This is a genomic window from Paenibacillus sp. FSL M7-0896, assembly GCF_037975415.1.
In the GTDB taxonomy this organism is placed as follows: Bacteria; Bacillota; Bacilli; order Paenibacillales; family Paenibacillaceae; genus Paenibacillus_AQ; species Paenibacillus_AQ silagei.
Map to the genome: position 1 here is coordinate 7,715,590 of NZ_CP150250.1, position 16,543 is coordinate 7,732,132.

Sequence of the window (16,543 nt, forward strand, 5' to 3'; positions counted from 1 at the left end):
AATCAAGGAGGAGATACAATGACAATACCGACTAGCAAGGTCAAGCTATCACAATGGGATGCCCTTCTGCTGGAATCGCTGCGCGCGCTGTCCGGATCTGACGAAGAGCTGCTGCGCAGAGTCAGCGAAGGGGAACTGCCGGCCGATGAGAGTAAATACGAGTTCGATTACGGGCAGTTGTCTGCCCTTGCAGAGGAACAGCCGGAGGGATTCCGCCGGGCCGTTCTGGAAGGCTACCAGATTAAATACAATACCATCCGCGGCATCCGCAGCTGGATCGAGGTTGCACTCGGTATTGAAGCGAAGCTGGAGCTGGAAGAGGGGCAGGAAGCGGTGGAAGCGGAATTAACGGAGGCTGAACGCGAACGGCTGGAGGATGTGTTGTCTTACGGCTGGGCGGTCACTGGCGGGCCTGCTGGAGACGGCAGTACCGGAACGTACCGGATTGAGCCGATTCAGCGCTAGAATCTGATAAGGGAAAGCCAAAGACAGCCGCTCCAGGAATGGGAGCGGCTGTTTACATTTACATATTCAACTGAATTCTGCGCGTGCTTAGTACGCCTTCCAGTCCGGTAGGGTCAGTGCTGACCTTGCGGGCAACGAAGGCTTCGGCCCGCTCTGAGGTGCGCAGGCGCAGCGGCTTGGTCTCAAGCTGTACCAGCTCCCACATCACATCCGCAACAGAGTCTGCCGTCTGCGGCTCCACATTGCGCTCCAGGAAGGCCGCTCTATAAGCATCCAGAATTGGCTTGTACTCGTCTTCCAGAACGCCGCCGGTGCTGGCGACATGCCCCATGACGGTTGAATTGAACTCCGTAGCAATCGCTCCTGGCTCCAGCAGGGTGATATCGATATTGAACTGCGGCTTGTAATAGGTGGCCAGACTCTCCAGCAGCCCTTCCACTGCGAATTTGCTGGCGCAGTAGACCTCATTCATCGGTTGCCCGACCAGTCCGCCGACACTGGAGGTCGCCACAATATGGGCGTAGCCAGTCTTTTGCAGCAGCGGCAGTGCAGCCCGGATCGTATGCATGACCCCGTACACGTTGGTATTGAAGACATCCTCGATCTCAGGGAACGGTGCCTGTCCAAGCGCTCTCAGATATCCGAATCCGGCATTACAGAATAATAGATCCAGCTTGCCTTGCTCCGCTTCTATCCGGTCTATAACCTGCTGAATACTCTCCGGCTGTGTCACCTCCAGCTCTACGAACTGCAGACCCTCCACATTCTGGTACAGCTCCTGTTCACGCTTCAGATGGCGGGTTCCGGCATAGACCGTCCAGCCCTCATGGGCGAACTTCAGTGCAGTGGCAAGGCCGATGCCGGAGGATGCTCCGGTGATACAGATTACTTTGTTCATACCAGCTTTCGCCTCCATTAGTTTGAATTCATTGATTTGGAATATTGAAAAAGGTATATATGTTCCAGTTTTGCCCACATTATAGCATATAGCAATAGAGCTTCCTGTAAATCGACATAAAGTTCGTGGTTTCGCGGGAATTGGGCGATGCCAAAGTTGCTATATTTGTTTTCAGTACGGTACACTATAATAAAAATCTTATCTGCCAGCGAATGGAGAGGAACAAGGGAACAATGGAAGTATTCAAGCGTTATGTCGCCAATTTAACAGTCCGGCGCTTCTTGATTCTGGGATTGATTGGACTGCTGCTGTACAGTATCAGGGACATGCTGAATCTGGTGCTGCTGACCTTCCTGATCGCTTATGTGATGAACAGCTTTCAGGTGCTATTGAGCAAGCGGATCGGCAAATTTGTGAAGGTGAACAGCAAGGTCATCATTATTATACTGTATGTGGCGCTGATCAGCATGATCGTCATGGCACTCGTCAAATATATGCCCAAGGTATTCTCACAGATCAAGCAATTAACCACTTTTCTCGGCACGCTGACCTCCGATGATATTCCGCAGAATGAAATTATGCAGTACTTGTTCCGAAAGGTCAGGGAGCTCAATTATCAGAGTTATTTGAATCAAGGGATCGAATATGTCTTCAAAATCAGCAACTGGGGCACCACCTTCGTCCTGTCCACGATTCTAAGCCTTGTCTTCATTCTGGAGAAGAATCGGATCGTCAGCTTCACCTCCCGCCTGAGAGACAGCAAAATCTCCTGGTTCTATGTGGAGCTGGAGTATTTCGGCAGAAAATTCATCTCCTCCTTCGGCAAGGTCATTGAAGCACAGATTCTGATTGCGCTGTTCAATACTTTGTTTACCGTGGTCGGGCTGTGGGTGCTTGGTTTCTTTTTCGAGCCATTCCCGTATCTGTTCGCCCTCTCCATTATGATCTTCATGCTCAGCCTGATTCCGGTCGTCGGCTTTGTCATTTCGCTGATTCCGCTGTGCATTATCGGTTATAACACGGGTGGACTGATGCTGACGATCAACATTCTGGTGATGATTGCCCTGTTACATGTCATAGAGGGCTACTTCCTCAACCCGAAGCTGATGTCCTCCAAAATGAACCTGCCGATGTTCTACACTCTGGTAGTGCTGTTGTTCTCCGAGCATTATATCGGGGTATGGGGACTGATTCTCGGGATTCCAATCTTCGTCTTTTTCCTGGATATTCTGGATATCAGCCGGGATAATAAGCCTTCGCTGGAATGACGCAGTCAATGATATAATGCTTAGTACACTAGGGGGATATTCAGCCTGCTCAAGGTTCGGGTATCTCCTTTTTTATAGAATTTATATGTTTTGGGGTCCCCGCAAAGTACCTGAGTCATCATCGAAGCTAAAGCCCCACTTGGTGGGGTTACCTTAGGAGGAATAACCGGATGATCAGATATCCCGTATTAGAAGCAGAAGCCGTTATTGGTGTAACTGCACCCTCATCAGGAGTAGGAGAGGAGCTTCGTGAACTGCTTGAGCTGGCTGTAGAACGGCTGCAAAAAAGAGGGTACGGCGTAGTCTGCGGACCCACAGCATGGACACAGGAAAAGGCTAAATCGGCTCCGGCTGCTGTACGTGCCGCTGAATTCAACGCGATGATGGCCGATGAGTCCATCGGACTCGTCGTGCCTCCCTGGGGCGGGGAGCTGCTGATCGAGATGCTGGAGCAGGTGGATTTCAGCAAGATGAAGTGTAAATGGATTCTCGGGTATTCCGATATCAGTGTGCTGCTGCTGGCTGTCACGCTGAAGACGGGGATTGCCACTGCCCATGGCACGAACTTCATTGATCTCCGGGGAGAAGAGACAGACCCGACAACCGCCATGTGGGACAAGGTATTGTCTACGCCAAGCGGCGGCTCTGTATTTCAGCAATCCTCACAGCAATACCAGCTGGAATGGGGAGGAGGCGAGCCGTCGCCCCATGTGTTCAACCTTACAGAAGCCACTAGCTGGAAGACGGTGGGCAATCAGGCCCTCGCCATGCAGGGCCGCCTGCTGGGCGGCTGCATTGACGTTATCCGTCATCTGATCGGCACGCCGTATGGAGATGTGCGGCATTTCCAGCAGCACTATATCCATAATGAGCCTATTCTGTGGTACTTAGAGAACTGTGAGCTGTCCGTGACCGACCTGCGCCGCTCCCTGGTGCAGATGAAGCTGGCGGGCTGGTTCGAGCATTGCAGCGGACTTATGTTCGGCCGGAGCGCGGCTAACCGCCCTATGGACGGGTACACCGTAGGGGATGTCTACCAGGAGCTGGCCGATGAGCTGGGCCTGCCGGTCGCATACGATATCGACTGCGGGCACCTGCCTCCCCAGGTTACTTTGGTGAACGGGGCTTTTGCAGAGGTAGAGGTTGGAGAGGGCAAGGGAACTGTGCAGCAGTACTTCCGGGCTTAGATGATAGTCTATGGAGCCGCGCGGTCGCTAAGTTAGGCCAGCCTGACAAACTAGTTTCAGGAGGTAATCTATGAGCGTTATTCATCTCGTTATAGACAGGCTTAAGTTGAACGTTTCGAATATAGAGGGTGTGCCAGATTCGTTTAGTTCCGAGGTATATAAGCTTACGCTTGCCGGCGGTGAGAACGTCTATGTGAAAGTTCCGTTTAACAGGGACAAGCTGGTCCGTGAATTCAAGGTCCTTGAAGCATTGAAAGGCATGATTCCTGTTCCTGAGGTGCTCGATATTTGGTACGGGGATGACACTATGACAGGAGCATTGCTTCTTTCAGCAATTCAGGGGACGCCTTGTACAGGGGAGCTGGACGAGCAGCTTTCTTATCAAATAGGCATGTATCTTGCAATGCTCCATGAGGTTACAACTCCGGGATATGGCTACCATGTAGCCAGCGGCTTTAAGGATCTGGACCCGAATGACTGGCGAATATATATCCGGAGTAATTTTGAGAAATGGGAAGAGCCATGTAAGGAGATACTCGATCCAAGGCTGGTTGAGAAATGTATGCTTCACTTTGATGAGCTGTTCTCTGCTCTGCCTGATCCTGACGGACCCTGCATGGTTCACATGGATTATAGACCGGGCAATATATTGGTGAACGGGAACAGGGTTGCCGGCATTATTGATTTCGAGAGTGCCCGCGGCGGATCGTCGGAGGTGGATTTTACGAAGGTCAACCGGTATCTGTGGGAGGTCGATTCAGGAACTAAGAGGCCATTCATGGAAGGTTATCAATCAATCCGGCCTATACTGGATCTGGAAAGAGTCCTGCCGTTATATGATCTATACGATGCGTTCGCCTCCATTGTGTGGTGCCGTAACCGGGGTGTGGACAAGAATCAAGCATTCCTTCAGGAGAATGTGAACACGTTAAGTACCTTGGTTGGATATTAGGATGTTGCTCGTGCTGACGCTAATTTCCACTTTTCTCATACCATAATCAAACCTCTCTTAAACAGGTATATTCGTCATATATAATGTGAATTTATGTCGAATTTAGTTGAAAAAAAGTGCTGGGATTATTCAAGGAATGCTCTACGCATGCTTGGCATCCTGTATAATTTATGAATATACAGACAGCCATAGCTGCTGATTCCTGAGCAGTGAATTCCTCACGAAAGAGAGTAATGACTATGAAATCCATCGCCTGGGTGACTGACAGCACCAGCACCATTGATTCTGAATTCGCCAAGAATAACCATGTGTATATCGTTCCCCTCCGTCTAATCGTCAATAATGAATGTTATAGAGAAAATATAGATATTAACGCCGATCAGTTCTATGACAAAATGCGTCAGCATGACAAGGTAGGCAGCTCCCAGCCGCCGATTGGCGAGTTCGTGGAATTATACGAGCGTCTGAAGGAAGAGTATGACGAGATTATTGCGATCCATTGTTCCTCCGAGCTTAGCGGAACCTTCAACACCTCGATGCAGGCGGCAGACATTGCTGGAGTCAACGTAATTGGTATCGATTCCAAAGTAGGCGCGTACCCGATCCGTGAGATGCTTCTGCGCGGTATTCACTGGCAGCAGGCAGGCTGCTCTGCGCAGGAGATCAAGAACAGAATTGATAATATAATCGAGGAAATGTCCTTCTATATTATCCCTGCCAGCCTGAGCCAGCTGCACCGCAGCGGACGGCTCTCCGGCTCTCAGTTCCTGCTGGGCCAGCTGATGCGGATTCATCTGCTTCTGCGGTTCGATGAGGGTAAAATTGTCGTCGTCGATAAAATCCGCACCTTCAAGAAGACGAAGCAAAAGCTGCTGGAGACCATCCAGGAGGAAATCGGCCGCTTCCAGGATGTATGTATTATGCACGCCAATAACAGAGAAGAGGCACTGAGCCTGGAGTGGGCCATTAAGGCCATGTCCCCTTCGGTGCGTACAGAAATAATGACCTTTGTCCCGGTGGTAGGTGCTCATATGGGCGAGGGGACACTGGCGCTGTCTTGGATTAACCGTACGGCCCTGAATAGTATTGAAGCTGAGAATGAAGTGCTGGAGTCTGTGCTCTAGAAAAGGAGCGGAACGATGTTCTTATATCATTACTATGATGCATCTGTGGGTCCGTTTGTCAGCCTATCCGATTTGCCGGGCGATCAGGCGAGGGCTGTACTGGAGACGATTAAGCAGACCAAGCCCAAGGCCCAGAGCGCCCAAAGACATGATAAGTATGTGGAATATCGGCGGAACTGCGAGAGCATCATCCGGGCGGAATTTATACGTAAGGGCGGTGTGGTCCAGCGGTCCTCCCCGCATTATATGGTAGTTGAACACAGTCCGTGGCTAAGCACATGGTTCGAGAATGGCGCATCCCTCAAGATTCCGATTGAGGAATTTGATGTGAACACGATTTCTTTTACCTATGGGGACTCCATGCCCACCTTCAGCCCGCTGATTAACGATGGCAAAGAGTACAGGCACACTCTGTATACCTATCCCGAGATTGTGAGCATCATTGACAAGTACGGGTTACCTCAGAATTGGAACAATGACGGAAAGTACGGCCCCGAGCGGTACGTCGAAGCGCATATCTGGAGCGATGCGGCGGTTGGCCGGTATCTGAGTGAGCGGAGCTGGGCCCGATAATATGGTATCGAAATAACCAGAAAACGGCTGGATCAGGGGAACCTGACCAGCCGTTTTTAATGGAATAGTATTATTATCAAGACTTCAATCTAAATGATAACAGAATTCAAATGAATAGTCTAGTAATTTTTGGGCGAGATGTTAACATAAGGTTACCGGTAAAACAAAATGTGAGTGCGCACTGTTACATGAAATGGAGTCTGCAAATGAAGGGTTTAGACTTGAGCGAGGAGTTCTATTGGGAGATTGTGAGGCCGCTGATCGCCAGACGTTTCCCGCAACTAATGGAGAAGCATGCTGCCGGATTGATTGGATATGGCTCGGATGTTCTAGGGCATGATGACGACTTATCAAGAGATCATGAATGGGGAGCCAGATGCTACATTTGGCTGCAGGACTCGGACTACGATCAATATGCTGTAACCCTCGATCAAGCGTTGGATGAAGAGGTTCCGGCTTTATTCAAAGGGTATCCCGCCCGCTTTTCTGTAGATGAGTCTCACAAGGTGCTTATACTCTCTAATGGTAGTGGCAATCTGCATCATATTGCTATTACATGTGTCTCCCGGCATATGCGAATCCAACTGGGTCTGCATAGTGTGCAGCCTTCCTTACACGAGTGGCTAATGCTTCCTGAGCAGAAATTGCTCGAATGGACAAGAGGGAGAATCTTCACAGACCCTATAGGGGAAATAACAGAAGTGCGTAAGACCCTTGCTTATCTGCCAGATGATATCTGGCGCTATAAATTGAAATATGCCTGGAGTTCATTCTGTCATCTCTATGTGGTAAAGCTCGCTGAACTTCGGGGAGAAACGTTGTCAGCCCGGCTGCTGTTAAACCGGATGGTGGAGCAGGCGGTGCAATTGGTCTTTCTCTACAACAGAAGGTATCGGCCGGGGACCTACAAATGGCTGTCCAGGGAGCTGGCGCAGATCAGCCCTGTGGTCAATGAGCATGTTAAGCAACTTGAAGCGATCCTGATGGAACCCTCTATTGCAATAGCAGTGCAACAACTGGAAGGCTTGTTAATGAAATTGGCGTATCAACATAATGGATTGAAAATAACCGAATTTATTGAACTTCAGCCAGCGCCGTTCTACGCAAGAGGCCTGCAATCGTATTCTTATGTAAATATAGAAGATGCGATACTGGCTACGTTACCTGGAGAACTCCAGCATCTTGAAATCCCGGGTGCACTGGATCAGTTGATTACAAGTGATCACGTGTTGATCTGGGCGGATCATTATTCCAAATTCAGGCCAGTATACAGTGCCAAGTCTGATATAACAAGAACCGGGATAGGGGATATGATTGTCTAGCTGACCGTGTTTAATAGTCACCGCCGAAACGATGAACATGATATTTTTAACAGTTTTTTTACCAGAAGATGAAATAATATATTTTATAACATATGGGATTATATATCATAAATGAATCTTTATCACATAATTCTATTTCTCTTGAAATAGACCGTGAATGGAGGTGAAACTATGAAAAAGCCAGTAATGATCCATCCTTCGTCTGTTAAAACAAATTTAAACCCGTTGACGACTAATCGTCCTTGCTAATCTAACCAGGGATATCTGTGGAGCTTTTAGGGCACACAGATATCCCTTATAACTTATAACGGAGGATAAATATGAAGATTTTGTATAAGCTAGCCGCTAACTTAATCAGATATTCTATTACGGATGATTATTACTTTATCTATAATGCACTGTACGGAAATGGAAGAATAGTTTCTAAAGAATGTAATGATTTTTTTGATGGTCATACTATAGTTTCGGAGCATGAAGTACTGGAGTATTTTGGCGATGAAATGTTCAATGATTTAATTGCTTTGAATTTTATCTATAAGGTTGAAGAAGATGAACGGGCCTTGTTGGAGAAAGAATTGGATCAACGGCAGCAGGCGTTACATACTGGTATTTATTTTGACAGGCTTCATCTTTCTACAACTAACAAATGTAATATGAGCTGTAGCTACTGTTTTTGTAGCACCTTTGACTATAGTGAAGCTAACCCGCAAGATGATAAGCTGAGATTTCCGCAGCAGGCAATGTCTTTTGAGGTTGCCAAGGAAGCTATTGAGAAATCGATTCAGGTCATTCAAATGAACGGAAAGAACAAACTGTCAATTGAGTTTTTTGGCGGAGAACCTTTTTTGAACAGTAAGCTGATTGAAGAAGTATTATTACACTTCGGCGATGGTACAAGCTTTGGCATGGATTTGGAATACGGAGTCACTACAAATGGTTCATATTTGCCATCCAGTATATTGGAGCTGTTGGCTAAGTATAAGGTGCGAGTGGCTGTAAGCATTGATTATATTGATTACCTTACAGGTGAGTTCCGCGGAGAAGGAAATAATCTGATTAAGTGGGCTACACTGGACAAGAATATTGGTAAGCTTAGAGATCACAATATCAATATTGAACTGCAGTCAGTAATGTCAGAAGAGACTTGGGATCATTTTAATTATGAGCTCATAGACTATGCTGCAACAATGGGAATAAAAAGTATTGAGATTATCATGTCTTTTGATTTTGATTTTTATAGAAAGTTTGGTTCCAAAGAGATTGGTGACCGAATTCTGGATGCTTACGACTATGCTCAGACTAGAGGCGTGTTGTTATCAGGGTATTGGTATCAATCATTCTGGGGAATTGTTCATCCGGATAAATGGGTGGAAAGAAGAGCCTGGAAGACCTGCCCTACCATCGGGCGTCTAATAAGCATTGAGCCGGATGGCAGTGCCTATGCCTGTAAAACAACTTCAAAAAAATTAGGAAATACAGATTTATTTCAGGAGATTTTTGCTGGTGAAGCATACCGTTATTATGCGATGAGGGCATACTCCAACTCCAAGGGTTGCGTCGATTGCGAATTGGAGGGATTTTGTTCGGGGAACTGTACAGGTGCTGTAGAGAATGAATTTGATGATATCTATAACTATGATGAAGCATACTGCAAAACAATTAAACATATAGTTAAAGGATTGCTGGAACGTTATTTCGTGGAAATTAAAGTGCAATTGCCGGAGACCGAGAAAAAAGCAGATTATATATCAGGATAAACTTTGTTACCTAGGCTCCGTCTTTGTTAATGGATGGGGCTTTGTATAATTTGACTATCTAATTTCGCAATACATGAAGGGATGAACAGTTTGACTAACCCGAATCAGAGCCGTTCTCTTGAAGAGAGAGCGAATCCTATCCAAAAGTTATTTTTTACGTGGACACGTTCGTTTACTAAACATGCTATACGTAAGGATCAGTCGCTAGATGCCATCCAAGAATCCATTCTGACTATTCCCTCCGCCTATGGGATTGGACAGGTTCAAGAAGAGTCTGAGGTCATGCGCAGATCCCAAAAAGTGCTTCCGCTTGTTATTCATATCGTGCGTCAATTAAAGTGCTCTTTCCTGGCCTATGCATTACTATCCATTCTGACGCTTGCATTACAATTCTCTATTCCTTACTTGTTCCCTGATATCCTTCGCGCTATCATTAACGAAAGCTCGCAGCCTCACGGGAGAGCGCTGGGGGCAATCTTCCTGTTTGTCGCCATTCAAATGGTTAAGGTGATCTCCAATTCTCAATTTCTGCATTTCCGCTGGAAGTTAATTACCTCCATTGAATTCAATTACCGGAATATCCTGTTTAAGAATATTTTGCGGAAAAAAGAATCCGCTCAGCGTGCCGGGCAGCTGATAGATTTGTACGGAAATCAAATTAGCTGGTTCAGAGGAATAGTTTGGTTTATAGACGGCATAAGCAGCGCGCTCGGGATTCTATTTGGCGTTGCACTCCTGGTAATGTATTTAGGCGCCGGGGGTCTTATGGGGTGTATTTTGCTATTCGCAGCACCTATGTTTTCGAGGCTGCTTCATAAACTGAATCGGGTGGATACTGAGCTCAGCCGTGCAAACAGTAAGCGATTATTTGAAATCAACGATTACCTTAATAAATATAGAGAAGCTAAACAAATGAACTTCACCAATTACTTCATCCGCAAGATTAATAAAGCAAGATCGCGCCAATCGGAATTTTTACATAAAAAAAGTAAGATTCAAATTCTGCTAACTCTAATCAACTATTCTCTGGTTCCGTTGACGGCCATGATATGTATTGGCTTCTCCTCTCTAATGGGCTATCCGCTAAGTGTTGAGAAAACCATGGCATCCTTTATTGTATTTGGCCTGCTGGATCGGTGTATTAACGATTTCCTCGTCAGTATCAACACAGTTAGACAAGGGCTAAAGGCTGCCTCACTCGTAAAGGAATATGTTAGCCTGGATGAAGAAGAATGGGAGGGAAGCAGAGGGACTGTAGAGAAGGCAGGGACGATCTCACTGAAGAAAGCAACGTATAGCAGACCTAATGACCCTGGCCAGATTCTGCTTACAGATATAGATCTAACGGTCAATCCAGGACAGTTAGTTATCATTGTAGGTGAAACGGGGTCCGGGAAAACGAATCTGCTGCGAGCCCTTGCCGGATATCTGGAACGCGTTCAAGGAGAAGAATCTGCGGAGCTGCGCTGTGAGGAGGTCATGGATCATTCACCTTTATTCCCGGTAAGCATCAGAGATAATATCATCCTTGACAGGCCTTATGAGGAGGCGCGTTATCGTCAGATCATTCATTTATGCGAGTTAAGCAAGGATCTGGAACAGTGGACAAACGGGGATTCTACTGTTATCAATACCGATATGGTCAATCTATCAGGCGGGCAGAAAAAAAGAATTTTGCTGGCCCGGGCTGCATATCAGAATGCTAAGACCGTATTGCTGGATCAGATTCTGAATTCTTTGGATGCAAAGGTGCGAAAGAGAGTACTTAAAAATTTGATTCTGGATTATTGGAATGATACAACTAGAATTATGGTGGCAGCCACTATGGATCAGGAATTATTCGAACGGGCAGACCAAGTGATTGTAATGAAACAAGGCCGTATCAACAATGCTTTCCAAAAGAATGCATTCGATTACAATACACTTCGTGACTTTCTTCCTGATGAAAAAGTAATTCAAATGAATAACGAAAGTATCACAAAGGAATTGTCAGAAGAACAGAGCTTAAAGCGGGAAGAGCCGGGCCCTGAAGAGCAGGAGAAGATTAAGCAAGCTAGTCTTAGAGTACTGAAGCAGTATTTTTTAGCATTAGGAAGCAGGCCGCTGCTGATTCTTTTCATAGCTTTATTTATATTAGCGCAGGTTATCGATGCTGCCTCTATCTATATTGTGCCGAGGTTTGGTGGAAATACTGCAAACCCTATGTTATTCGCCTCTATTTATTTTGGCATAGCTCTATTGCTGGTTATTACCAATGTTGTGCGTATAAGTATAATCTACTTGGGGAATGTAAAAGCCGGTGAAGCCCTTCATCAGCAATTATTACAGCGGGTATCGAAACTCAGTTTTTTGCAGTTCAGTAAACAACAGAACGGGGCATTATCCGCGCGTTTTTCCAATGATATGAAGATTATTGATATGGATATGAGCGGGTACACCAGCAATCTGCTGGAATCGTTTTTCAAAATTATTGCCGCAGCAATTCTAATTGCTTACTCGGATTTCTATATGGTGCTGGTTCTGGGTGTATTTTTAATATTTTTTAATAAAATTCAGAAGGAAGTTCGGATCACAGGCAAAATTACATCCAGGCTAGCCAATGAAGCCCACGAGCCCTGCCTCGCTATTCTTAAATCTGTGGCCGCAGATTCTAATTATGTAAGGAAGCAAAGCCTGCAAACTTATTTTACGAATATCTGGGAAGGGAAGATTACAGACGCATTAAATGCAGAGTATACAAGACAGTCAGTGAATAGACTTTATCTGTTCTGGATAGAGGTGGCAGGGTATTTTACATTTTCTGTTTTCTTGATCCTTATGAGCTTGAGGGGCTTCTCGGGAGACTCCGTTATCATCTATGTGACTTTAACCTATACGTTAACGGCATTTTCCAATTTTGAAGTGCTGCTCAGAGATCTTCGTCATATGGAAATTGGGACTAATTCACTTGAAAGAATTTTGGGGCTTGAGCGCGGAAAATCCCCGGTAAGCGCAATGGAGGCTACACCTTCAGTTATGGATACAGCAGGCGGCCTGACAATCAAGAATTTGAGCGCCAAATATAGTGATTCAATACCAGTCATCTCCGGATTGACACTAAAACTGGAACCCACTGAAAACCTGCTGGTCAAAGGAAGAACAGGAAGCGGTAAATCTACGTTATTTTACTGCCTGACCCGATTTATGGAGTATGAAGGCGAGATTCTGCTCGGAGACACTAATGTTAAGTCCATTCCAGATCATCTGCTGATGAAAAAAATAGTCACCCTGCCGCAGCGTCCGGTGCTGTACCATGGAACGCTAAGAGATAATTTGGACCCCGAGCAGCAATGTACGGATCAGGAGATATGGTCAGTGCTTGAAAAGTTAAACCTTAGAGGGAGAGTAAGCTCACTTCAGCAAGAAATTGATGAAGATCAGGGGAGCTTCAGCCAGGGTGAAAAGCAGCTTCTTAATTTGGGAAGATGTCTGTTACTCAAGCCGGAATTGTTATTAATTGATGAAGCAACCACCGATATTTATGGAGCACAAGAATCAGATTTGTACAGACTGATAAGCAGGGAATTGCCGAATACGATGGTCATTGGCATTTCACACAAAGAGACCCAGTCCAGCTTTTATCATAACATTCTGGATATGGAAGAGATGAAACTCCAAAAAATACGATAAGGGTCTCTTTGAATTAGATGCAGGAAACTGCAGGCAGCCTTTAGGCTATCAAGCTTATGCTTGATAGTCTTTTTTTAATTTTCTTCCTCTAATATTCCAATTTATACAATATCCTAGTATCAATATACATAGTAAATGTACATAGTCCTATTGTAGAATCAAGAAGTTGTCGAATTATGGAGCGATATTCCATCCTTGGAACTCTGTAGGGCGATGGTTTTTATGAATTTTTTTATACAGAAAGAGGGGGAAGAAATTTTGTTATTCCAAGCAGCACGCCGTAAACTCAGTCTGGTGATTGTAATTGCCCTGCTAATAAGCAGCCTTACGCCACATCTGGTATTCGGGGAGTCCGCGCAATTGAAAGATATCGCAGGCTCTTATGCTCAGAAGGAGATTCAATCTTTAACTGAAGCAGGAATCATCTCGGGGTATGAAGATAACACCTTCAAACCGAATAAGGCTATGTCGCGCGCCGAACTGGCGAAAATTATAGTTCTGTCCTTAGGACTGGAAGTAAGTGGTGATCAGGCCGCAGCATTCAAAGACGTTGCCGCTACCAGCTGGTATCGTGGTTATGTAGGTGCGTTGGTGAAGGCAGGCATCACAGAGGGGACATCGGCGAGCACGTTCAGTCCTAATTCGAGTGTAACCCGGGAAGAGCTGGTTGTGTTTTTCATCCGGGCCTTTGAATTAGATGAAACGGCGAAGAAGCTTCCGCTTGGCAGTAAGCTGTCGGATATGTCTGAGGTGTCTGAATGGGCAAAAGCTCAAGTATCCCTGGCCTTCAACAATGGGTTCGTTAACGGGGTTCAAGGCAGTGATGGCACGCTGAAATTCAAACCTAAAGAGCGCGCAGAGCGCCAGGCTCTGGCTCGTCTCGCATATGAGTTCAAGACGAATAAGGCACTATATGTTGAGAAGTCCAAGCAGCTCCTTGCTGAAGAGACGAATAAGAGTATAGCTCCGGTGGTTACTCCGGCTCCCACAGCGACACAAGCTCTCCGTGATACATCTGTGAGCGCTCCGGCAGCCCCGGGTCCAGGAACGCCAGCATCGGCAACGCCTGCACCCGCAACACCGGCACCAGCGGAGCCGACTCCAGCACCCGCAACACCGGCACCAGTGGAGCCAACTCCAGTACCGGCCAATGCTCTCCAGATTGTAGTGAAGGGGGAGAGTACAGATGCTATTTATGCAGAAGAGTCCACTGAAGTTATTTTCCGTACAACGCTTAATGCGGCAGAGACAGTAACTGCAAGTGTCTATCAGGTAGATGACAGCGGCAAAGTGATGTCACAGATCACCCTGCTGTACGATGATGGTTTAGAAATTCATGGAGACAGCCTTGCGGCAGACGGACTCTATAGCGGCAAAGCAGCATTAACTGAAAATACAGAGGGCTACATAAATCTGCAGGCCTTTGTTGGAGAGGTGCCTAGCAGTGCAGTCTTTAAACTGTCTGTACTGAAGCATCTTACAGATGAACAGCTTGCACAAACAGAAATGATTGAAAATAATACACAGAGTAAGCTTGATCAACTGGCTGCTTCTACAAGTAATTTGCAACAGGCAAAGGAAGAAACAGTGGCTTGGCTTCAAACCCAGGACGAAGTAGAGCATGCAGGAATATCGGGTGAAGGAGGAAGCATCTGGTATTTGCTGGACAACGGGATTCTAGGCGGAATATCCTCGGCCCCTGAGAATACAAAAGGATTAAACAACACTGTAGAAGAGGCTGCGTCCAATAATGCATTGACGGCGCTCACGCAAGATGTGGAACAAACCGTAGCCACCATAGGAAGCCAGCGGGTTGCTGTGGTCTCTCCATTCTCCGGCACCCTTCCATCTTCGACGGTGTATGACGCTGTATATCAAAGCTTCGAGCAGTCGAATTACCCCTTCCTTGCGGAGAGAGTAAAGGACAGCGCAGCGGGCGTTAACTTCTTCAAAGGACTTAATCAGTATGGTGTTGTGGTCTTAGATTCCCATGGGGATACGTACTATGATGAGATTGTGCTCCAGACATTCCATGATAAATACGGTGTTGATTTCAAATATGCGGGGCCGCAAGTCATGTTCCTGACCGGAGAGAAGGCAACCGCAGAGAACAACAAGACCTATGAACTGGATTTGAAAAAGGGAAGATTGGCTATCATATCAGGTTATTATGCGATTACGCCTTCGTTCATTACACGGTACAATGATATGCTTCCCGGCACTATTGTATATAACGGCAGCTGCCGCAGCGCATACAACGATTCCATGTCGGATGCGTTCATCAACAATGGCGCCAGCACTTATTATGGTTACACCGATTATGTAAAGCTTGCTTATGATCAGGTCATTGCTCCATCCGTATTCAATGCCTTGAATAATGAGAATATGACAACCGGACAAGCTTTTGAGGCAGCAGTGGCTGCTCATGGAACCGATGATGGGTTGGCAGCATTCGTTATGAAGGGAAGCAGCATCGGTACGAAGACCGAAGGGATTATCAACGGAACCTTTGAGAACGGAAAATGGACCGGCTGGAATGGAAACGGAGATGTCCGGGTCATCTCAAAGCTGGGGCCGCTTAAGCCTACAGAGGGTAACTACATGGCGATTATCAGTACTGGCCTTGGGTTTGAAAACAATGACAAGGGAGGATATGACTACAATTCCGATAGTTATATCGAGCAGAGCTTCATTGTCCCGGCGGGAGCCACAACCTTGTCGTTCGATTACAATTTCATTTCTGAGGAGCCAAAGGAATATGTTGGAAGCAAATACAACGATACATTTAGAGCAACAGTAACTTCCAGTGTATACATCAATCCGGCTTCCCTCGTCACCTCACACTTGAATGGCGGACCTACGGTGACGTCCAGTGTCTACGGACAGGAATCTGTGATTGTGGGTAAGGAATCGATTAATGAATCCACAGCCTATTGGATTGATGAGAACAAAGTAGACGTTAATTTCTACGGCGGGGATGATACGGCCTACATGACGAATTGGAAGCACGTCCAATTTGATGTGAGCCAATTTGCCGGCAAGGGCTCCATTGTCCTCCGGTTCCATGTGTGGGATCAAGGTGACAGCGTCTTTGACACGGCGGTATTGATCGATAATGTAATATTGAAATAACCGTAAACGGCTGGATCAGGGGAACCTGACCAGCCGTTTTTTAATGGGATGAGCATTCAAGACTACTCCATAGCCTTTTGCAACCTAGAGTTGCAGAATAAATTTAGAATACTCTACTTACGCTCGATTTCGATATCAGCACCTCTATGCTACTATTGGCTGTGTTGATTGATAGTAGAATGGAGGTGCCGTCACT

The 16,543-nt window shown here is 46.4% G+C and carries 11 protein-coding genes; 10 read left to right on the forward strand and 1 reads right to left on the reverse strand.

Going from position 1 to position 16,543, the window contains the following annotated elements; all coding sequences use genetic code 11:
- Positions 1–18: 18 nt before the first annotated feature.
- Positions 19–465, forward strand: coding sequence for a hypothetical protein (locus tag MKY12_RS33610; RefSeq protein WP_339312374.1), 447 nt, complete (start codon positions 19–21; stop codon positions 463–465).
- Positions 466–523: 58 nt separating this feature from the next.
- On the opposite strand, the gene MKY12_RS33615 is transcribed toward MKY12_RS33610, so the two are convergent.
- Entirely contained in the window at positions 524–1,363 is an 840-nt protein-coding gene (locus tag MKY12_RS33615) for an SDR family oxidoreductase (protein ID WP_076077442.1), read from the reverse strand.
- A gap of 233 nt (positions 1,364–1,596) precedes the next feature.
- On the opposite strand from MKY12_RS33615, the gene MKY12_RS33620 reads away from it, so the two are divergent.
- From MKY12_RS33620 to MKY12_RS33660, 9 genes are all read left to right on the forward strand, one after another.
- Positions 1,597–2,631 carry an AI-2E family transporter gene (locus tag MKY12_RS33620; RefSeq protein WP_036723609.1) on the forward strand — a complete coding sequence of 345 codons (1,035 nt, stop codon included), beginning with the start codon at positions 1,597–1,599 and terminating at the stop codon, positions 2,629–2,631.
- Between the two features lie 170 nt (positions 2,632–2,801).
- Positions 2,802–3,818 (forward strand): S66 peptidase family protein, encoded by a 1,017-nt coding sequence (locus tag MKY12_RS33625; RefSeq protein ID WP_339312376.1) that lies wholly within the window; start codon positions 2,802–2,804, stop codon positions 3,816–3,818.
- Between the two features lie 70 nt (positions 3,819–3,888).
- Positions 3,889–4,770 carry a phosphotransferase gene (locus MKY12_RS33630; RefSeq protein ID WP_339312377.1) on the forward strand — a complete coding sequence of 294 codons (882 nt, stop codon included), beginning with the start codon at positions 3,889–3,891 and terminating at the stop codon, positions 4,768–4,770.
- A 233-nt stretch (positions 4,771–5,003) separates the two neighbouring features.
- Entirely contained in the window at positions 5,004–5,894 is an 891-nt protein-coding gene (locus tag MKY12_RS33635; protein ID WP_339312378.1) for a DegV family protein, read from the forward strand.
- Between the two features lie 15 nt (positions 5,895–5,909).
- The gene (locus tag MKY12_RS33640; RefSeq protein ID WP_339312380.1) at positions 5,910–6,467 is read left to right on the forward strand and encodes a hypothetical protein; all 558 of its coding nucleotides are present in this window, start codon (positions 5,910–5,912) and stop codon (positions 6,465–6,467) included.
- 206 nt (positions 6,468–6,673) lie between these two features.
- The gene (locus MKY12_RS33645; protein WP_339312381.1) at positions 6,674–7,789 is read left to right on the forward strand and encodes a DUF4037 domain-containing protein; all 1,116 of its coding nucleotides are present in this window, start codon (positions 6,674–6,676) and stop codon (positions 7,787–7,789) included.
- Positions 7,790–8,109: 320 nt separating this feature from the next.
- A complete protein-coding gene (locus MKY12_RS33650) occupies positions 8,110–9,546 on the forward strand; it encodes a radical SAM protein (RefSeq protein WP_339312383.1) in 1,437 nt (478 codons plus the stop codon).
- Between the two features lie 90 nt (positions 9,547–9,636).
- On the forward strand, positions 9,637–13,215 hold the full coding sequence (locus MKY12_RS33655; RefSeq protein WP_339312384.1) for an ATP-binding cassette domain-containing protein: 3,579 nt from the start codon (positions 9,637–9,639) through the stop codon (positions 13,213–13,215).
- Positions 13,216–13,473: 258 nt separating this feature from the next.
- Positions 13,474–16,347: an S-layer homology domain-containing protein gene (locus MKY12_RS33660; RefSeq protein ID WP_339312385.1), complete on the forward strand. Its 2,874-nt coding sequence runs from the start codon at positions 13,474–13,476 to the stop codon at positions 16,345–16,347.
- Positions 16,348–16,543 lie beyond the last annotated feature (196 nt).